At 63.4% G+C, this 18,819-nt stretch carries 16 protein-coding genes and 1 other RNA gene; 8 read left to right on the forward strand and 9 right to left on the reverse strand.

Annotation, left to right across the window (positions count from 1 at the left end):
• Positions 1-5 precede the first annotated feature (5 nt).
• Both glyA and nrdR read left to right on the forward strand, forming a co-directional pair.
• On the forward strand, positions 6-1,250 hold the full coding sequence (gene glyA / locus VE092_RS20430; RefSeq protein WP_006464742.1) for a serine hydroxymethyltransferase: 1,245 nt from the start codon (positions 6-8) through the stop codon (positions 1,248-1,250).
• 243 nt (positions 1,251-1,493) lie between these two features.
• On the forward strand, positions 1,494-1,973 hold the full coding sequence (gene nrdR, locus VE092_RS20435) for a transcriptional regulator NrdR (protein ID WP_324879798.1): 480 nt from the start codon (positions 1,494-1,496) through the stop codon (positions 1,971-1,973).
• Between the two features lie 69 nt (positions 1,974-2,042).
• Here the strand turns inward: nrdR and ssrS are convergent.
• From ssrS to recG, 5 genes are all read right to left on the reverse strand, one after another.
• A non-coding RNA gene (ssrS, locus tag VE092_RS20440) (6S RNA) lies at positions 2,043-2,219 on the reverse strand.
• 198 nt (positions 2,220-2,417) lie between these two features.
• Positions 2,418-2,735 carry a cell division protein ZapA gene (locus tag VE092_RS20445; RefSeq protein WP_198982773.1) on the reverse strand — a complete coding sequence of 106 codons (318 nt, stop codon included), beginning with the start codon at positions 2,733-2,735 and terminating at the stop codon, positions 2,418-2,420.
• A complete protein-coding gene (locus VE092_RS20450) occupies positions 2,732-2,971 on the reverse strand; it encodes a DUF904 domain-containing protein (RefSeq protein WP_324879799.1) in 240 nt (79 codons plus the stop codon). The genes VE092_RS20445 and VE092_RS20450 overlap by 4 nt, the downstream gene beginning before the upstream one ends.
• A 287-nt stretch (positions 2,972-3,258) precedes the next feature.
• Positions 3,259-3,945, reverse strand: coding sequence for a tRNA-uridine aminocarboxypropyltransferase (locus tag VE092_RS20455; protein WP_324879800.1), 687 nt, complete (start codon positions 3,943-3,945; stop codon positions 3,259-3,261).
• 252 nt (positions 3,946-4,197) lie between these two features.
• On the reverse strand, positions 4,198-6,306 hold the full coding sequence (recG, locus tag VE092_RS20460; protein WP_324879801.1) for an ATP-dependent DNA helicase RecG: 2,109 nt from the start codon (positions 6,304-6,306) through the stop codon (positions 4,198-4,200).
• A gap of 250 nt (positions 6,307-6,556) precedes the next feature.
• Here recG and queA point away from each other — a divergent pair, with 250 nt between their 5' ends.
• Together queA and tgt are read left to right on the forward strand one after the other, a co-directional pair.
• Positions 6,557-7,573 carry a tRNA preQ1(34) S-adenosylmethionine ribosyltransferase-isomerase QueA gene (gene queA / locus VE092_RS20465; protein ID WP_324879802.1) on the forward strand — a complete coding sequence of 339 codons (1,017 nt, stop codon included), beginning with the start codon at positions 6,557-6,559 and terminating at the stop codon, positions 7,571-7,573.
• A gap of 32 nt (positions 7,574-7,605) precedes the next feature.
• A complete protein-coding gene (gene tgt / locus VE092_RS20470; protein ID WP_324879803.1) occupies positions 7,606-8,736 on the forward strand; it encodes a tRNA guanosine(34) transglycosylase Tgt in 1,131 nt (376 codons plus the stop codon).
• 107 nt (positions 8,737-8,843) lie between these two features.
• On the opposite strand, the gene VE092_RS20475 is transcribed toward tgt, so the two are convergent.
• Genes VE092_RS20475 through VE092_RS20490 form a run of 4 tightly spaced genes read right to left on the reverse strand, consistent with a single transcriptional unit; the run spans position 8,844 to position 14,479 of the window.
• The gene (locus VE092_RS20475) at positions 8,844-10,334 is read right to left on the reverse strand and encodes a PAS domain S-box protein (protein ID WP_324879804.1); all 1,491 of its coding nucleotides are present in this window, start codon (positions 10,332-10,334) and stop codon (positions 8,844-8,846) included.
• Positions 10,321-11,289 (reverse strand): HDOD domain-containing protein, encoded by a 969-nt coding sequence (locus VE092_RS20480; protein WP_324879805.1) that lies wholly within the window; start codon positions 11,287-11,289, stop codon positions 10,321-10,323. Before VE092_RS20480 ends, VE092_RS20475 begins: the two co-directional genes overlap by 14 nt.
• Positions 11,286-12,323, reverse strand: coding sequence for an HD domain-containing phosphohydrolase (locus tag VE092_RS20485; RefSeq protein WP_324879806.1), 1,038 nt, complete (start codon positions 12,321-12,323; stop codon positions 11,286-11,288). Before VE092_RS20485 ends, VE092_RS20480 begins: the two co-directional genes overlap by 4 nt.
• Entirely contained in the window at positions 12,320-14,479 is a 2,160-nt protein-coding gene (locus tag VE092_RS20490; RefSeq protein ID WP_324879807.1) for an ATP-binding protein, read from the reverse strand. Before VE092_RS20490 ends, VE092_RS20485 begins: the two co-directional genes overlap by 4 nt.
• A 380-nt stretch (positions 14,480-14,859) precedes the next feature.
• On the opposite strand from VE092_RS20490, the gene VE092_RS20495 reads away from it, so the two are divergent.
• The 4 genes from VE092_RS20495 to secF all read left to right on the forward strand — a co-directional run bounded on the left by VE092_RS20495 (position 14,860) and on the right by secF (position 18,794).
• A complete protein-coding gene (locus tag VE092_RS20495; protein WP_324879808.1) occupies positions 14,860-15,156 on the forward strand; it encodes a hypothetical protein in 297 nt (98 codons plus the stop codon).
• A gap of 253 nt (positions 15,157-15,409) precedes the next feature.
• Positions 15,410-15,688 (forward strand): preprotein translocase subunit YajC, encoded by a 279-nt coding sequence (yajC, locus tag VE092_RS20500; RefSeq protein WP_006464756.1) that lies wholly within the window; start codon positions 15,410-15,412, stop codon positions 15,686-15,688.
• A 162-nt stretch (positions 15,689-15,850) separates the two neighbouring features.
• Entirely contained in the window at positions 15,851-17,767 is a 1,917-nt protein-coding gene (secD, locus tag VE092_RS20505) for a protein translocase subunit SecD (RefSeq protein WP_324879809.1), read from the forward strand.
• An 82-nt stretch (positions 17,768-17,849) separates the two neighbouring features.
• Positions 17,850-18,794, forward strand: a complete 945-nt coding sequence (gene secF / locus VE092_RS20510) for a protein translocase subunit SecF (protein ID WP_324879810.1) — start codon at positions 17,850-17,852, stop codon at positions 18,792-18,794.
• Positions 18,795-18,819 lie beyond the last annotated feature (25 nt).

Genomic DNA, 18,819 nt, shown 5'->3' on the forward strand with positions numbered 1-18,819 from the left:
ACACCATGTTTGACAAGAACCAGACTCTCGCGAAAGTCGATCCCGACCTGTGGTCTGCCATCCAGAAGGAAAACGCACGCCAGCAGGATCACATCGAGCTGATCGCTTCGGAAAACTACACTTCGCCGGCCGTCATGGAAGCGCAAGGTTCGCAACTGACCAACAAGTATGCCGAAGGCTATCCGGGCAAGCGCTACTACGGTGGCTGCGAATACGTGGACGTGGCCGAACAGCTGGCCATCGACCGTCTCAAGGCCCTGTTCGGTGCCGAAGCCGCCAACGTGCAACCCAACTCCGGTTCCCAGGCCAACCAGGGCGTGTTCTTCGCCATGTTGAAGCCGGGCGACACCATCATGGGCATGTCGCTGGCTGAAGGTGGCCACCTGACCCACGGCATGGCACTGAACATGTCGGGCAAGTGGTTCAACGTGGTCTCCTATGGCCTGAACGACAAGGAAGAGATCGACTACGAAGCCATGGAAGCGCTGGCCCGCGAGAAGAAGCCCAAGCTGATCATCGCTGGTGCCTCGGCCTACTCGCTGCGCATCGACTTCGAGCGCTTCTCCAAGATCGCCAAGGAAGTCGGCGCCTACTTCATGGTCGACATGGCCCACTATGCCGGCCTGATCGCCGCCGGTGTGTACCCCAACCCGGTGCCTTTCGCCGACTTCGTCACCTCGACCACCCACAAGTCCCTGCGCGGTCCGCGCGGTGGCGTGATCCTGATGAAGGCCGAGCATGAAAAGGCCATCAACTCGGCCATCTTCCCTGGTATCCAGGGCGGTCCGCTGATGCACGTCATTGCCGCCAAGGCCGTGGCCTTCAAGGAAGCCGCTTCGCCCGAATTCAAGGCCTACCAGCAGCAGGTGGTCAAGAACGCCGACGTGCTGGCCAAGACCCTGATCAAGCGCGGCCTGCGCATCGTCTCCGGCGGCACCGAGTCCCACGTGATGCTGGTGGACCTGCGCCCCAAGGGCCTGACCGGCAAGGAAGCCGAAGCCATCCTGGGTTCGGCCCACATGACCTGCAACAAGAACGGCATCCCCAACGACCCGGAAAAGCCGTTCGTGACCTCGGGCATCCGCCTGGGCAGCCCGGCCATGACCACCCGTGGTTTCAAGGAAGCCGAGGCCGAGAAGGTCGGCAACCTGATCGCCGACGTGCTGGATAACCCGCACGACGCTGCCACCATCGAGCGCGTGAAGGTCGAAGTGAAGAAGCTGACCGACGCCTTCCCGGTCTACGGCTGAGCAGGACCGTGACGCCGGCCCGCTGCGGGCGGGCGTCGCCGGTCTGACGGCTCGATGTTCCATGCGGTATCCGACGGCGCCCGTCTTTGCGGGCGCCGTCGTTTATCTGTACGACGATACGATGGCCGCCAGGGGCGGGGGTATGCAATACTGCCGCCCTGGTCCGGATCGCCGGCATCGGGTCGTACCACGAAGTCAGGAGGGCGGTCCCTCCTTGTCCAGTCCAATCAAATCACTGCCGCCATGAAGTGCCCATTCTGCAATCACGAAGATACCCCGGTGCTGGACACCCGATTGTCCGAGGACGGTCATTCGATCCGCCGCCGCCGTCGCTGCGGCAACTGCGACAAGCGCTTCACCACCTATGAGCGCATTGAGCTGACCCTGCCGGTGATCGTCAAGAAGAATGGCAGCCGTACCGAGTTCGACCCCGCCAAGCTGCGCGGCAGCCTGATGCTGGCCCTGCGCAAGCGCCCGGTGTCGGCCGAGGCGGTGGACATGGCGATCCAGAGCATCCAGGACAAGCTGTTGCAGAGCGGGGAGCGGGAAGTGATGTCGGGGCAGGTTGGCGAGCTGGTCATGCGCGAACTGAAGCGGCTGGACAAGATTGCCTATATCCGTTTCGCCTCGGTCTACAAGAGCTTCGAAGACGTGACCGAATTCCAGGACGCCATCGATGAAGTGGGGCAGGAGCGCAAGAGCGCGCGCAAGCGCGAGAGCTGAGAAGCAGCACCACCGGCGAAACCGGACGGGCATAAAAAAACGGCTGCAGATGCAGCCGTTTTCCTTGAATCAAGTCCCGCCTGTGCCGCTGTGCCGGCATCCTGAACCTGACGGTTCAAGTTGGCTGCAGTAGTTCAATTTCGGGTTCATCGGACTAGCGACGCTCACGCCCATCGAACAATCCCACAACCTATGCTCGTAAATGGTTCAAGGAATATATGGCAATCGCGAACACGGCAGGAGTACGAAGTCTAACGCATTCGCCGTCGCTCTCCAAGACTTGCGTGAAAAATTTACTGGCGATTTTGTAACCGGATTTTCCATCGCCGGATCGCCCCGGCACATGCCCCCACTCTCCCATGAAATGCAAAATGGCTGCCCTCGGGCAGCCATCGTGTTTTGCGCCATATCGGCATATCGGGGGTACCGATGTATCGCCAGCGATCAGAACAGTTTTTCCTGTGGCGCCAGTGCCTGGTCCACCACTTCGGTGATGGCGGCGATCTGTTGCTGCCATTGGGCAATGGTGAGGCCGGCGAAGGGCCCCTCGGCGCGTTGCATGCTCAGCAACTCGGCAGCGATGCCCAAGCCGGCCATCACGGCGATGCGATCGGTGCCCTTGATGCGCCCGGCATCGCGGATTGCGCGCATCCTCTGGTCGAGGTAGGCCACTGCGTGGTGCAGCGCCGCCTGTTCCCCTTCCTGGCAGGCCAGGGTATAGGACTGGCCCATGATCATGGCCTGGATCTGGATGGTGCTCATGCGGCCTCCTCGTCGGCGGCAGCCGCCGCTTCTTCTTCTGCCTCGGCCACCGGCAATTGCGCCAGTACGGCGCTCACGCGCTGGTAGGCATCGTCCACGCGGGCGGTCAGGGTGGTGTTGTCTTCGGAGAGCAGTTTGACTTTCCGGCGCAGCTCGGCATTTTCTTCGCGCAGGCGTTGCGCCAGCTTGGCGAGCTGAGTGACTTTTTCAGCCAGTTGCAGGAATTCGGAACTCATGTGTTGATTGTTCGCAGGATGGGATTGCGCTGACGGGCGCCAGCGCGTGTCAGGAATGTTCAAGGTTCATTGCCTCGATCCGCTCAATTATAAGCGCAATGCGCGGCTGCCTGAACAAGAACGGCTGCGCCAGGCAGCCGGAAGAGCTTGGTCCCGCCTGGGCCGGAATGGTTCCCCGCAGCGGGTGCAGGCACCATGTCACCGGTTCTTTGCGCGATTTCTGCCGGGTTTCCGCATGAGCCTGGCGCGTACACAGACCTTCAGGCCATCCTTCGTCGACCGTTCGCCTATTCGCTGCGGCGGGCGGCCTGGCCGTGCATGCGCATGTAGCCCTGCTGCAGAACGAAGTTGTCGAAGGCGGTCATCAGCGGATGATATTTCTCGCTGTTGCGTTCCAGTTGCATCAGGGCATAGCCGGCGGCTTCCAGGGTGGACAGCTGTTCCGGCTTGTGCGACTTGCGGATGGTGTAGCGCGAGGTCGGGGTATCCACCAGTACCATGCGCGGCAAGGCCTGCAGCAGCGGATTCTCGAAGAGCATCTTGCGGCTCTTGCGCCAGGTGCCGTCGAGAATCACCAGGCGGATCCGCTTGATGGCCTGTTGCTTGTCCACCATCATCGTGCGGGCATCGAAATGCCGGGTCTCGGCCGTGGCCGCGTCGTCGGTGTAGAGCAGTACCGGCTGCACCGGTTCGCTCTCGGGCACGTTGCGTACGCGCGAGGGTGCATGCAGTTGCTGCTGCAGCTCTTCCGGGTCGAACACCGAGCCGATCACCAGCTTGCTGTACGGCAGGCTCAGGTGCAGCAGCCGCACGCTGTTCTTGGCATTGCTGACTTCCAGGGGGTGTTGCAGGATCAGGACATCGACGGCATGGTCGATCGGTGAGGTCCAATGGCAGATGCATGCCGACAGGGCACGCTGGCAGATCGGGCAGAGCAGTCTGCGGGAGGTTTGTGGATCGTGGTTGGAAACCAAAATTATCAGCCTTCTCTAGTTGCACAATGGTCATCCTGCAGCCTGGCGATGACGCTTGCCGGCGCCATCAGCGGTGGATGGACCGATTCATGTGGGCCGTAGATTGGACTCTGTATTGTGAGGCGTCAATCGACATTAAGCGAAGATATTCTCGATTTTTACGGAAAATCGATTGGCATTTTGCCGATTCCCGTTTACTGCGCCGGGTCTTCCCTGTTCCATGAAAGGTTTGGCCGCGCAGGGCATGCCGGTTCAGACCTTGAGATAGTCTTCGCGCCCGCCCAGCCAGCGTGCCAGATGGCGATCGACGATGTCGGGTGCGTGTTCCAGCAGGGCCTGGGCGGTATCCCTGGCCTTTTCCACCAGCCACTGGTCGGTGCCGAGATCGGCAAAGCGCAGCATGGCCTCGCCCGACTGGCGCGCACCCAGGAATTCGCCGGGGCCGCGGATATCCAGGTCGCGCCGGGCGATCTCGAAGCCATCCGTGGTTTCGCGCATGGTGGCCAGGCGCTGCTTGGCGGTACCGCCCAGCGGCCCCTGGTACAGCAGCAGGCACACGCTGGCGGCCGACCCGCGTCCGACCCGTCCGCGCAACTGGTGCAATTGCGACAGGCCGAAACGCTCCGCATGCTCGATCACCATCAGCGAGGCATTGGGCACGTCCACGCCCACCTCGATCACCGTCGTGGCCACCAGCAGGTGGATCGCGCCCCGGCTAAAGCCTTCCATGACGACCTGTTTCTCGACCGGTTTCATGCGCCCGTGTACCAGCCCGATACTGAGATCAGGCAGCGCCGCCGATAGCGCCGCATGGGTATCGGTGGCGGTCTGCAGCTGCAGCGCCTCCGATTCCTCGATCAAGGGGCAGACCCAGTAGATCTGCTTGCCTTCCAGTGCCGCCGCATGTACCCGTTCGATCACTTCGTCCCGGCGGTTCTGATCGATCACGCGGGTCACGATGGGCGAGCGGCCCGGCGGCAGTTCATCGATCACCGATACTTCCAGGTCGGCGTAATAGGTCATGGCCAGGGTGCGCGGAATGGGCGTGGCCGACATCATCAGCTGGTGCGGCACGGCGGCGGCGTCCCGGTCCTCAGGATTGAAGCTCTTGTTGCGCAGCGCCAGGCGCTGGCCGACGCCGAAGCGATGCTGTTCGTCCACGATCACCAGGCCCAGGTTCTCGAACTGCACCGTGTCCTGGATCAGCGCATGGGTGCCGATGACCAGACGCGCTGCGCCCGATTCGATATGGGCCAGGGCCTCGGTCTTTTCCTTCTTCTTCTGGCTGCCGGAAAGCCAGGCCACACCCACATCCAGCGGCTCCAGCCAGGCCGCGATCTTGCGGAAGTGCTGCTCGGCCAGGATTTCGGTGGGCGCCATCAGCACGGCCTGGCAGCCACTGTCGATGGCCTGAGCCGCCGCCAGTGCCGCCACCACCGTCTTGCCGCTGCCCACATCGCCCTGCAGCAGTCGCTGCATGGGGAAGGACTGGCGCAGGTCGGCGCGGATTTCCTCCAGCACGCGCTGCTGCGCGCCGGTCAGCTGGAACGGCAGGACCTTGGTCAATTCCTCGGTGAGGCGTCCGGTCACCGTCAAGGCCCGCGCGGTCTTGGCGCGCCGCGCTGCCTGGGCGCGCTTGAGCGAAAGCTGCTGCGCCAGCAGTTCATCGAACTTCATGCGGATCCAGGCCGGATGTGACTTTTCCGTCAGCGCGTATTCATCCACGTCCGGCGGCGGGTTGTGCAGCAGCCGCACTGATGGCTCGAAGGCGGCCAGGTCCAGGGTCTGCAACATCGAGGGCGGCAGCGTATCGCTCCAGTCCAGCCGGCTCATGGCATTGGCAATGGCCTTGCGCAGGTAGGCCTGCGACAGGCCTTCGCCGGCAGGATAGACCGGCGTAAGCACGTCCGGCAGCGGGGCCCCTTGGTTGACCACCTTGTAGGAAGGATGGACCATCTCGGCCCCGAAGAAACCATGTCGCAACTCGCCGCGCACCCGCACCCGGGTACCTTCGGCCAGTTGCTTGGTCTGGCTGCCGTAGAAGTTGATGAAACGCAGCGTCAGCTGGCCGCTGTCGTCACCCACCGTCACGATCAGTTGCCGGCGCGGGCGGAACTGCACTTCGCAGGCCGTCACCACGCCTTCCACCTGCACCGTCTGCAGGCCACGCAGGGAGGCTTCGGCGATGCTCATGAGGGTGGTCTCGTCCTCGTAGCGCAGCGGCAGGTGCAGCACCAGGTCCATGTCATTGTGCAGGCCCAGCTTGGCCAGCTTGTTTTCGGGCTTGGCGGCAGGCTTGGCGGCGGGTGCGGCTTTTTTCTTCGAGGCCGGTGAACTGGTTTTCTTCGCGGTAGCGGGCATGCGGTCAGCGGTCGGATAGTCGGATTGCCATAGGTACACTAGTCGCACACGGAGATGGGAAAAACGCGCAGACAGCGTAAAATAGCGGGTTACGCTATTTTACTGTGAATATTTACAGTATCAATCCCGCCGGCAACACTTCTTGCCGGGGAAGGCTGCCGGACCCGACCGCATTCTCGCTTTCGTTTTCTCTCGATCGCGTTTGAGCACTGGTCGCTGTCGACGCCGCCTCCATCATTATTTTGCAAGCATGTACTCTCTTTCCGACTTCGATTTCGATCTCCCCCCCGAGCTGATCGCCCAGACCCCGCTGGCCGAGCGCAGTGCCTCGCGCCTGCTGCAGGTGCAGGGTGCGCAGCTGACCGACCGCCGTTTTTCCGACATCGTCGACCTGCTGCAGCCCGGCGACCTGCTGGTCTTCAACGATACCCGCGTGATCAAGGCGCGCCTGTTCGGCGTGAAGGAAACCGGCGGCAAGATCGAGGCCCTGGTCGAACGCATCCTCGATGCGCGTACCGTGCACGCCCAGGTGCGTGCCTCCAAGTCGCCGCCGCCGGGCAGCCGCATCCGCCTGGCCGACGCCTTCGATGTCACGGTGGGTGAACGTTTCGGCGAGTTCTATACGCTGCACTTCCCGGCGGATGCTTTCGAACTGCTGGAGCAATACGGCAGCCTGCCCTTGCCACCCTACATCGATCACGAAGCCGACGCCTACGACGAAACCCGCTACCAGACCGTCTACGCCAAGGCGCCCGGCGCGGTCGCCGCGCCCACCGCCGGCCTGCACTTCGACCAGGCGCTGCTGGAACAACTGGCCGCGCGCGGCGTCAAGCAGGCCTTCGTGACCCTGCACGTGGGCGCCGGCACCTTCCAGCCGGTGCGGGTGGAAGACCTGTCGCAGCACAAGATGCACAGCGAGTGGTACACCATCTCGCCGGAGACGGTGGAGGCCGTGCGCGCCACCCGGGCCGCCGGCGGGCGCGTCGTCGCCGTGGGCACCACCAGCATGCGGGCGCTGGAGTCCGGTTCGCAGAACGGCCAGCTCCAGGCCGGCAGCGACGACACCCAGCTCTTCATCACCCCCGGCTACACCTTCAAGACCGTCGATCTGCTGGTGACCAATTTCCACCTGCCCAAGTCGACCCTGCTGATGCTGGTGTCGGCCTTTGCCGGCTATGAACATATCCGCGCGGCCTATGCCCACGCCATCGCCCAGAAGTACCGTTTCTTCAGCTATGGCGATGCCATGCTGCTGACCCGTACCTGATCTACCGATCTATCTGAAAAACAGAGAGCACCATGCTGGAATTCACCCTGCTGAAAACCGACGGAAAGGCCCGCCGCGGCCGCGTCAAACTGAACCACGGCACCGTCGAGACCCCCATCTTCATGCCGGTCGGTACCTATGGTTCGGTCAAGGCCATGTCGCCGCTGGAACTGAAGGAAATCAATGCCCAGATCATCCTCGGCAACACCTTCCACCTGTGGCTGCGCCCGGGGCTGGAAGTGGTCAGCAAGTTCGGCGGGCTGCACAAGTTCATCGGCTGGGACAAGCCCATCCTGACCGACTCCGGCGGCTTCCAGGTGTTTTCCCTGGGAGAGATGCGCAAGATCACCGAAGAGGGCGTGCACTTCGCCTCGCCCATCAACGGCGACCGCCTGTTCCTCTCGCCGGAAATCTCCATGCAGATCCAGCGCGTGCTCAACTCCGACATCGTCATGCAGTTCGACGAATGCACACCCTACGAGATCGATGGCCGCCCGGCCACCCGCGAAGAGGCCGGCAAGTCCATGCGCATGTCGCTGCGCTGGGCCAAGCGTTCCAAGGATGAATTCGACCGCGGCGAGAATCCCAATGCGCTCTTCGGCATCGTCCAGGGGGGCATGTTCGAGGGTTTGCGCGACGAGTCGCTGGCCGGACTGGAGGAGCTCGGTTTCGACGGCTTCGCCATTGGCGGCCTGTCGGTGGGCGAGCCCAAGGAAGACATGATGCGCGTGCTGGAACATGTCGGCCCGCGCCTGCCGGCCGACAAGCCGCACTACCTGATGGGCGTGGGCACGCCCGAGGATCTGGTCGAAGGCGTGGCCAATGGCGTAGACATGTTCGACTGCGTCATGCCCACCCGCAATGCGCGCAATGGCTGGATCTTCACCCGCTACGGCGACGTCAAGATCAAGAACGCCAAGTACAAGAACGACGACCGCCCCTTCGACGAGACCTGCGACTGCTACGCCTGCAAGAACTTCTCGCGCGCCTACCTGCACCACCTGCACCGTGCCGGCGAAATCCTCGGAGCACGCATGAATACCGTGCACAACCTGCATTACTACCTGCAGCTGATGCAGGAGATGCGCGATGCCATCGACGCCGGAACCTTCCAGGACTTCGTCAAGAAATTCAAGGAAGACCGCGCGCGCGGCGTGGACTGAGCCAGGCCGGCGCGGGCCGGTGAACAGGTCTGGCGCAATCGTGCAAGGTTTTGGAACGGTTCTTCATATCCCGAGCCCGTCTTCAACCATGCCATCCCCGCTGCGCCTCAGTTTCCGGCGGTTTTCTGCTCCAGGCACAGTGTGAAGCGACTACCCTGGCCGACCTGGCTCTGTACGCTGATGGCACCGCCCATCAGGTGCGCCAGCTTCTGGCTCAGGTACAGGCCCTGGCCCATGCCCGCGTGCTTGCGTGAGGCCGAGGCGTCGAGCTGGGTAAAGGCGCGGAACAGCTTCTGCTGATCCTGCTCGCTGATGCCGCAGCCGCTGTCCTGGACGTCGATGCAGGTGGTGAGATGGCCGCCCTGCGAGCACTGGCGCAGGAGTACCTGCACCTGCCCGCGCTCGGTGAACTTGATGGCGTTACCCACCAGGTTGAGCAGGATCTGGCCCAGCGCGCGACGGTTGGCGTGGATCACGGTTTCGGCCGGACAGGGCAGCACTTCCAGCAGCAATCCCTTCTTCGCGGCCGCCGGCCGCAGTACCGCCACGGTCTGGTCGATCAGCTGCGAACAGAGCAGGGCCTCGGGAATCAGGTCGGCGTCCTCGGCTTCCATGCGCGACACATCCAGCAGGCTGGTGATCAGGCCCAGCAGGTGTTCGGCACTCTCGTGCACGGTCTGCAGCTGCTGTTCCTGCTCCGGGGTCAGCGGGCCAGCGATGCGGGTGAGCAGGATATCGGTGAAGCCCAGGATCGCATTGAGCGGCGTGCGCAGTTCATGCGAGGTATTGGCCAGGAAGCGGTTGCGCGATTCCACCGCCTCCTGCAGGGCGCGGTTCTTTTCGGCCAGGTCTTCTTCGATGCGCTTGCGGTCGCTGATGTCGCGCACCGCGATGAGCAGGAAGGTCTCGCCTTCCACCACCAGCGGACTGAGACTGACATCCACCGGAAACTCGCTGCCATCGCGCTTGAGGCCACACAGGTCGGGCGTGGGATTGCTGGCCAGGGGCGCCGTCTGGGTCAGGTAGGTGGCCAGATTGCGCGCATGCATGGCCAGGAAGCGCTGCGGAATGAGGGCATCCATGGCGCATCCCGTGAGCTCGCCCACTTCCCAGTCGAACAGTTCACCGGCCCGGCGATTGGCCAGTACGATGCGATCCAGCGCATTGACCACGATGATGCCGTCCGGCAGCGAATCGTAGAGCCCATGCACGCTGGCGGCGATCAGGCTGATGTCGCGCAGGACCGTGGCCTGGCTGATGTCGCGTTTGCAGGAGAGCACGTATTGCGGATGCCCGTGCTCGTCGCGCAACAGCTTGTTGGACACCGACAGATGCAGCAGCGAACCATCCTTGCGGCGACGGATGGACTGGCATTCGGCCCGTCCCAGGCTGATGGTATCGGCGAAGACACGGTCTTCTTCCTGCCGCCGTTCGGGCGGCACGATGAAGTCTGATAGATGCTGGCCCAGCACTTCCCGCGCCGCATAGCCGAAGATCTGTTCGGCGCAGCGGTTCCAGTAGATCACCTGGCCTTGCATGTCCATCAGGACATAGGCGTCCGGTGCCTCGCTGAGCAGCAGTTGTTCAAGCTGCAGCATCGTCGTCGCTGCCGGTTTGTTGCAGGCGCAGGAGCCGATCGTGGACCTGGGCCGGCAGGCCCTGCCAGAGCGACTTGCCGGCGATGTGCATGGTCTGCGTCCAGTCCTGCCAGTCTTCGCCGGCCTGCTGGTACAGCTCAAGGAAATCGTGCGGTGCCAGCTGCAGTTGTGGCAGCGCCGTGGCGACCTTGCGCAGCGCTGCCTCGGTCGCCGCCGGCGCGCCGCAGCCCAGTTCGGCCATGGCCGAGGACAGCGCCAGGGTCCACACGATCTCCAGCGGCCGCGGCGCCGGCAGTACCTCGGGCAGGCTGGGCGACTCGTAGTGCAGGACGGCATCGCAGAACAGTTCCGGGATCTTCCAGTCCTGCATCAGGGCGGCGGCGATGTTGAGGTGGTTGAAGCCGAACAGCGACTGTTCCATGGCCAGTTGGGCCGAGGGCTCCAACGGTCGTGTGAGCAGCGAGGAATAGCCGGCCGGATGGGCCGAGGCCAGGGTCAGCCGGCCGATGTTGGCCAGCAGGCCGGTGGTAAACATCTCGCCCAGCGGTGCCACCCGGGTATGGCCGCTGATGGCCTGGGCACTGCAGGCCATGGCGAAGCTGTGGGCCCAGAATGCCGGCAGCTTGAAGTTGACGCAGGAGGCCGGTGCCGTGGTTTCGGCCAGCGACAGCGCCAGCGCCAGCTGGCGCACCGCCTGCAGGCCCACCAGCAGCATGCTGTCCATGCTCACCGAGGCGATCGGCCGCACCCGGTGCGCATTGAGCACGTTGACGATGCGGATGATGCGCCCCGACAGCGCCGGATCGGACTGGACCAGGTGGATCAGTTCGGCCATGTCGGGGTCATCCTGCGCGCACAGGCGCATGATGGTCAGGCGCACCCCGCCCGGCGAGGGCAGGGCCTGGGCGCTCCTGAGCTTCTCGAACAGGGTCGGTTCAATGAAGGTCAGCATCATTTGCCATCCTGGAAGCGGTTGTAGATATCGAGTACATCGTCCCAGCCGGCGAAGAAGGCGTCCACGCAGCGCGGGTCGAAGTGCGAACCGGCATTGTCGCGCAGATAGCGCGAGGCGTCTTCCAGGTTCCAGCCTTGCTTGTAGGGGCGCGAGGAGGTCAGCGCGTCGAATACGTCGGCCACGGCGACGATGCGCCCGTAGAGCGGGATGTCTTCGCCCGCCAGGCCCTTGGGATAGCCGCTGCCATCCCATTTCTCATGGTGGGTCTGGGCGATCTGCGAGGCCGTCTGCAGCAGCGGGGAAGGGCTGCCGCGCAGGATGTCGGCGCCGATCTGGGCATGCAGGCGCATGACCTTCAGTTCTGCTTCGTCCAGGCGCCCGGGTTTGAGCAGGATATGGTCGGGGATGCCCATCTTGCCGATGTCGTGCATCGGCGCGGCGTTGAGCAGCAGGTCCTGTTCTTCCTTGGGCAGGCCCAGTTGCGCGGCGATGATGCGGGTGTAGTTGGACATGCGCAGCAGGTGCTCGCCGGTCTCGGGGTCGCGATAGCCGGCCGCGCGCGCCAGCAGGTCCATGGAATTGAGTGCCAGGGAGTTGGTCTGCTGCGACTTCTGCTCCACCTCCTCGGCCAGGTGTTCGATCTTCTGGCTCATGGCCAGCTGCGACTTGCGCATGGCCAGCATGTTCTTGACCCGCGCCAGCAGTTCCACCCGGTTCACCGGCTTGGAGAGGAAATCGTTGGCCGTCATCTGCAGCGCCTGGTGGCGTACCTGCAGGCCCATGTCGGCGGTGATCATGATGACCGGCGTCATCTCCTGGCCCGGCATGGCGCGAAAACGCGACAGGAAATCCAGGCCATCCATGCCCGGCATCATGTAGTCCAGCAGGATCAGGTCCGGATCGTGCGAGCCGCACCAGTCCAGTGCCTCATAGGCGTCGGGACAGGTGCTGATGCTGGTATCGGGCAGTTGCGCCAGCATGTGCGTGAAAAGTGAAAGATTGGTCTTGTCGTCATCGACGATCAGGATTTTCATGTGCTCCCCCGGCCCCTCTGTTGTATGTGTTCACGCAGGGCCCTGAATGCGGTGGCGCATTGGCCGGCCAGTGTGCGTACCTGCGCCAGTTCCCCCTGGCGGGCAGCGATTTCCATTTGTCGTCCCAGCTGGCCCAGCGCCTGGATGCCCAGGTTCAGGCAGCTGCCGGCGAGGCGATGCCCCAGCGCCTGGACTTCGCCCAGCAAGGGATCGGCGGCTTCGCAGTGGCGCGCCAGGTCTTCCATCACCGGGCCGGTATGTTCGATGAACATGTCCAGCATGTCGGCCGCCAGCCCCGTATCCTCGCCGAACAGTTCCTGCAGGCGGGCCTCGTCGATGACCGGCTGCGGCGCCTCGGCGGCGGGTTCTGCCGCCACTGGCAGGTAATGCTCCAGCATCGCCGCCAGTTGCGAGCGCAGCAAGGGCTTGGTCAGATAGTCGTCCATACCCGCCTCCAGGCATTGTTCGCGGTCACCGGCCATGGCATTGGCGGTCATCGCGACGATCGGTGTATGCACCAGCTCGCCCTGCATGCGCCGGATGCGACGCGTGGTTTCATAGCCATCGAGCACCGGCATCTGGCAATCCATCAGGATCAGCGCATAGTTGCGCGTGGCCAGCTTTTGCAGCGCCTCCGCACCATTGGAGGCGATATCGACCGTGTAGCCCATGGCATTGAGCTGGTACACCGCCACCTTCTGGTTCATCACATTGTCTTCCACCAGCAGCAGGCCCTGTGCCTCCCGCAGTCCGCGCAGCCCGGGCGGGCGCACCGGCGGTGCCGACGCTTCGAGCTGTCGCTCGCGGCCGCCCTCGCCTTGCTTCGCCCCATCCACCGCGCGCAGCAACTGCTGCTTGCGCAGCGGCAACTGCAGCACGGTCGAGCTTGCCGATCCGTCTATATTAAGGCCATGTACGCCATGGTCAAGCAGCACGCAGCTCAGGTCCGGCCGTTGCGTACGCAGGCGGGTCAACACTTCCGTGGCGGCAAGATCGCGCACCTCGGAACTGACGATCACCGCATCGATGCCGGAGGTGGCGGCCAGCGGTCCGGTGAGGGCGGCCAGGGCATCGCTGGCGCTGCCGTAGCGCACCGTTTCCAGACCGGCACCGCGCAGGTATTCATGCAACATGGCGGCACTGGCATCATGGGTTTCGATCAGGGCCACCTGTCGTTTTCCGTTCGCTGGTGTTCGGGCCGACAGACCGGCGCCGGCCGCTACCGGGATACCCAGTTCGAACCAGAAGCAAGAGCCGGCCCCGGGGCTGCTGTCGACTCCGATGCTGCCGCCCATCAATTCCACCAGGCGCTTGCAGATCGACAGTCCCAGGCCGGTGCCGCCATATTGCCGCGTCACCGAACTGTCGGCCTGTGAAAACGGCGAGAACAGGCGCCGCATCGTCTCCTCATCCATACCGATGCCGCTGTCGCGTACCTCGAAACGCAGCCGGCAATGGTCGCCTGCCACATGCAGGGCCTGCACCCGCAGCAGCACCTCGCCCACGTGGGTGAACTTGAGCGCATTGCCCAGCAGGTTCAGCAGGATCTGGCGGATGCGCCCGGGGTCGCCCAGCAACCGGGGCGGCAGACGCGCATCCACGTGGGTCAGCAGGCGCACCTGCTTTTCGCGGGCCTTGAAGGAGAGCGCCTCGGCGCTGGCTTCCACCACTTCCAGCAGGTCGAATTCGACCACCGCGATGTCCATCTTGCCGACATCGATCTTGGAAAAATCGAGTACGTCGTTGACGATGCCCAGCAAGGCGTTGGCCGAATCCTCGATGGCCTTGGCGAACTCGGTCTGCTGGGTATCCAGGCGCGTGGTGCGCAACAGCCCGGCCATGCCCAGCACGGCATTCATGGGGGTGCGGATTTCATGGCTCATGGTGGACAGGAAGGCGCCGCGCGTGAGCATGGCTTGGTCGGCAGCCTCCTTGGCCAGCACCAGATTGCGGGCAGCGCGCCGGTTTTCGCGCATGAAGCGCAACAGCACCAGGGCCCGTACCGCCCACAGCGCCAGCAGCCCCAGGGTGAGCCAGGCCGGCAGATCGGTCTGCCACAGCGCGAACACCGCCAGCCCGGCAAAGCAGGCTTCCGACAGCAGCAACAGCAGGCGGCCGTCGGGCGGCGTCGAGGATCGTGCGGCCTCTGGTCTCACGACAGGTTCTCCATGGTCTTGTGGCTCCGGTGGTTGCTGGAAGGGGGGGATTACCCGGACCCTGCTCCAGGATATTGGAATCAATTATAACGAATAAGATTATAAATTGTGGAAATTGCTTTATTTGTTCCCTTTTAAGCGATGAGCTGTGGTCAAAAAACGCCGGGGGAATGCATGGGTTTGCCGCCCCGGCAGGCCTGAAATCTGCAGGAGAAGGCACGCCGGCCGGCCATTGCAGGCGCTGGCGGGGAAGATGGGCGGTATTGGTATTTTGTCTTGCCAAATTAATTTAATTGATTTAATCGATAAAATTATTTAAAATGGGTCTACATTCAAAAAATGCAGTGACCCATCCCCTCTCAAGACAAGGAGCCTGCGCGATGAACGTTTCCCCCTCTCGTATCCTGGCCCGGCCACACCTGTTGCGCTGGAGCGGCATGCTGCTGATCCTGGCCCTGGTGTTGTGCGGCTGGTCCCGGCAGCAGTTGCAGGCCGCCACCACCGCGCGCCTGTCGGTCTCGGCTGTGGTGCCGACGCGCTGCAACGTGGTGGTGCAGATCATCAACGGCAGCGCCGCCGTCACCAATACCTGCGGCGGGGTGGCGGCCGGCAGTCCGGATGGACGCGCGCTGCTGCTGGTGGATCAGCGCGACCGCTCGGTGCTGGTGGTGTACTGAGCCCCGGACTGACCCGCCCTGACCCCGACCTGACCCCGCCCGGCCACGCCGGCTCCTGCTGCGCGCCCATGGCCGGCGCCGGCTACGAAAATAGCCAATTCCCCCTTGATCTGCGGCAAGACGTCCCGATTTGGCGTCAATAGCGCTGGTGCAGTGCTAGAATGCAGGGCTATTTTTCAATCAACCTTTGGAGCCTTACGTGTTTATTTCCGACGCATACGCGCAAACGGCCGCAGCAGCCCCTGGTGGCGCGATGGGCAACCTGGCCAGCTTCCTGCCGATCATCCTGATGTTCGTGGTGTTGTACTTCCTGATGATCCGCCCGCAGATGAAGCGTCAGAAAGAACAGAAAGCCATGATGGACGCACTGGGCAAGGGCGACGAAGTGGTCACCTCCGGTGGCATGCTGGGCCGCATCACCAAGGTCGCCGATGGCTACATCACCATCGAAGTGGCTGAAGGCACCGAAGTCGTCGTGCAGAAGGGCGCCGTCACCACCCTGCTGCCCAAGGGCACCATCAAGGGCCTGTAAGGGCTCACAGGCCTCACCGGTTCGGCCGGCCGCAGTGCCGGCGAACCCATGGGCGCATCGCTGATGCGCCCATCTTGTTAGGACCCCGGACATCTTTCCCCCGGTCCTGAACAGGGCGGCAGGTCCCTGCCGCTCTCTCCCGCAAGCAAGAAGCACAAGACCATGAATCGTTACTCTCTCTGGAAATACGCACTGATCGTCCTGGCCCTGCTGTTCGGCGTGATCTATACCGTCCCGAACTTCTTCGGCGAATCCCCGGCCGTGCAGATCAGCAGCGCCAAGTCCACCCTGAAGGTCGAGCCTGCCGTGGCCGGCCGGGTCGATCAGATCCTGAAACAAGGCAATCTCGGCGCGGAGAGTGTGGCGTTCGACAACGGCGGTTCGCAGCCTTCGGTGCGCGCGCGTTTCGCCACCACCGACATCCAGTTCAAGGCCAAGGCCCTGCTGGAAAAGGAACTCAATACCGACCCCACTGACCCGACCTACATCGTCGCCTTCAACCTGCTGCCCAACACCCCGCAGTGGCTGCAGAGCCTGCATGCCTTCCCGATGTATCTGGGCCTGGACTTGCGCGGCGGCGTGCACTTCCTGATGCAGGTCGATGTCAAGGCCATCGTCAACAAGCGTCTGCAAGGCCTGCAGGCCAGCGTGCGCGGCCTGCTGCGTGACAAGAACATCCGCCACAGCGGCATCAACCGCGTCGGCGACAGCATCGAGATTTCCTTCCGCGATGCCGATACCCGCAGCAAGGCCCGCGCCGCCCTGGGCGAGCTGCAGGAAATGCTGCTCACCGACGCCGGTTCGGGCGATGACCTCAAGCTGGTCGGCACCCTGCGTCCGGAAGCGATCAAGCAGACCCAGGAAGATGGCGTCAAGCAGAACATCAGCACCCTGTCCAAGCGCGTCAACGAGCTGGGCGTGGCCGAACCACTGATCCAGCGCCAGGGCGCTGACCGCATCGTGGTCGAGCTGCCGGGCGTGCAGGACGTCTCGCGCGCCAAGGACATCATCGGCCGTACCGCCACCCTGGAAGTGCGCATGGTCGACGAGAGTGTGGTGCGCGGTACCGAAGAGACCTCGGCCATCCCCTTCGGCTCCGAACTGTTCAAGGTCGGCAAGGGTGCCCCGGTGGTCCTGAACAAGGAACCGGTACTGACCGGCGACTACATCTCCAACGCCTCGGCCAGCTTCGATGAAAACCACCAGCCGGCAGTCAGCATTGACCTCAACGGCGATGGCGGGCGCAAGATGCGCGAAGCCACCCGCGACAAGGTCGGCAAGGCCATGGCCATCGTCCTGTTCGAAAAGGGCAAGGGCGAAGTCCTGACCGTGGCCACCATCCGTTCCGAACTGGGTTCGCGCTTCCAGATCACCGGCATGGGTTCGCCCGAAGCCGCCAGCGACCTGGCCCTGCTGCTGCGCGCCGGTTCCCTGGCCGCACCGATGGACATCATCGAGGAACGCACCATCGGCCCGCAACTGGGTGCCGACAACATCAAGAAGGGCTTCGACTCGGTGCTCTACGGCTTCCTGGCGATGGCCGTCTTCATGGTGATCTACTACCAGCTGTTCGGCTTCTTCAGTGCCCTGGCGCTGTCGGTGAATGTGCTGCTGCTGGTGGCGCTGCTGTCCACGCTGCAGGTGACGCTGACCCTGCCGGGTATTGCGGCTATCGCGCTGGCACTGGGCATGGCGATCGACTCCAACGTGCTGATCAACGAACGCATCCGTGAAGAGCTGCGCGCCGGCAATTCGCCGCAGGCCGCCATCGCCGCCGGTTTCGACCGTGCCTGGGCGACCATCCTGGACTCCAACGTGACCACCCTGATCGCCGGCCTGGCGCTGCTGATCTTCGGTTCCGGCGCCATTCGCGGCTTCGCCGTGGTGCACTGCCTGGGCATCCTGACCTCGATGTTCTCGGCCGTGTTCTTCTCGCGCGGCGTGGTCAACCTCTGGTATGGCCGCAAGAAGCGTCTCTCCAGCCTGGCCATCGGCCAGATCTGGAAGCCGCAGGGCGAGGTGCTGTCCACCTCCGGCAAGGCCTCGGCCAAGCGTGACGCCAAGCGCGACGCCAAGTAAGGGCGCTCTCCAGATATCGCAGCACAGCCAGATTTGAGCCGGCCGCCACCATCCGTGTGGGGCCGGCACCGAAAGGATAGTGATGGAATTTTTCCGCATCAAAAAAGACATTCCCTTCATGCGTCATGCCCTGATCTTCAATGCGATCTCGGCACTGACCTTCGTGGCCGCGGTGTTCTTCCTGTTCTCCAAGGGATTGCACTTCTCCATCGAATTCACCGGCGGCACGGTCATGGAAGTGGCCTACAACAAGCCGGCCGACCTGGAAAAGATCCGTAAGTCCATCGAAGGACTGGGTTATCGCGATACCCTGGTGCAAAGCTTCGGCACTGCCCAGGACGTGATGATCCGCCTGCCCGCGCAGGCTGGCGTCAATGCCAGCCAGCAGAGCGAGAAGGTCAATGCGGCGCTGCGGGCCGAAGATCCGGACGTGCGCCTGCAACGGGTGGAATTCGTCGGCCCGCAGGTAGGTGACGAACTGGCCCATGACGGTCTGCTGGCGCTGGGCATGGTGGTGCTGGGCATCGTGATCTACCTGGCCTTCCGCTTCGAGTGGAAGTTCGCGGTGGCGGCGGTGATCGCCAACCTGCACGACATCGTCATCATCCTGGGCTTCTTCGCCTTCTTCCAGTGGGAATTCTCGCTCACCGTGCTGGCTGCCGTGCTGGCCGTGCTGGGTTACTCGGTCAACGAATCGGTGGTGGTCTTCGATCGGGTGCGCGAGGCCTTCCGTGATCGCCGCTTCGGCAAGCTGTCCGCGCCGGAAGTGCTGAACCACGCCATCACCAGCACCATGTCGCGTACCGTCATCACCCACGGCAGTACCGAAATGATGGTGCTGGCGATGTTCTTTTTCGGTGGTCCCACGCTGCACTATTTCGCGCTGGCGCTGACCATCGGCATCCTGTTCGGTATCTATTCGTCGGTGTTCGTTGCCGCCGCCCTGGCCATGTGGCTGGGCGTCAAGCGCGAAGACCTGATCAAGCCGGTCAAGGTCAAGGACGAGAACGGCGGCGCCGTGGTCTGATCCCGCGCCACCGCCAATGAGGGCC

Source organism: Herbaspirillum sp., from assembly GCF_035644555.1.
Lineage (GTDB): Bacteria > Pseudomonadota > Gammaproteobacteria > Burkholderiales > Burkholderiaceae_D > Herbaspirillum.

Coding starts and splice junctions, on each gene's coding strand:
- queA (WP_324879802.1), top strand. CDS start 6,557: ATGTACTCTCTTTCCGACTTCGATTTCGATCTCCCCCCCGAGCTGATC.
- VE092_RS20445 (WP_198982773.1), bottom strand. CDS start 2,735: ATGAGCACCATCCAGATCCAGGCCATGATCATGGGCCAGTCCTATACC.
- VE092_RS20485 (WP_324879806.1), bottom strand. CDS start 12,323: ATGAAAATCCTGATCGTCGATGACGACAAGACCAATCTTTCACTTTTC.
- VE092_RS20495 (WP_324879808.1), top strand. CDS start 14,860: ATGAACGTTTCCCCCTCTCGTATCCTGGCCCGGCCACACCTGTTGCGC.
- recG (WP_324879801.1), bottom strand. CDS start 6,306: ATGCCCGCTACCGCGAAGAAAACCAGTTCACCGGCCTCGAAGAAAAAA.
- secD (WP_324879809.1), top strand. CDS start 15,851: ATGAATCGTTACTCTCTCTGGAAATACGCACTGATCGTCCTGGCCCTG.
- VE092_RS20450 (WP_324879799.1), bottom strand. CDS start 2,971: ATGAGTTCCGAATTCCTGCAACTGGCTGAAAAAGTCACTCAGCTCGCC.
- secF (WP_324879810.1), top strand. CDS start 17,850: ATGGAATTTTTCCGCATCAAAAAAGACATTCCCTTCATGCGTCATGCC.
- VE092_RS20475 (WP_324879804.1), bottom strand. CDS start 10,334: ATGCTGCAGCTTGAACAACTGCTGCTCAGCGAGGCACCGGACGCCTAT.
- VE092_RS20480 (WP_324879805.1), bottom strand. CDS start 11,289: ATGATGCTGACCTTCATTGAACCGACCCTGTTCGAGAAGCTCAGGAGC.
- glyA (WP_006464742.1), top strand. CDS start 6: ATGTTTGACAAGAACCAGACTCTCGCGAAAGTCGATCCCGACCTGTGG.
- tgt (WP_324879803.1), top strand. CDS start 7,606: ATGCTGGAATTCACCCTGCTGAAAACCGACGGAAAGGCCCGCCGCGGC.
- yajC (WP_006464756.1), top strand. CDS start 15,410: ATGGGCAACCTGGCCAGCTTCCTGCCGATCATCCTGATGTTCGTGGTG.
- nrdR (WP_324879798.1), top strand. CDS start 1,494: ATGAAGTGCCCATTCTGCAATCACGAAGATACCCCGGTGCTGGACACC.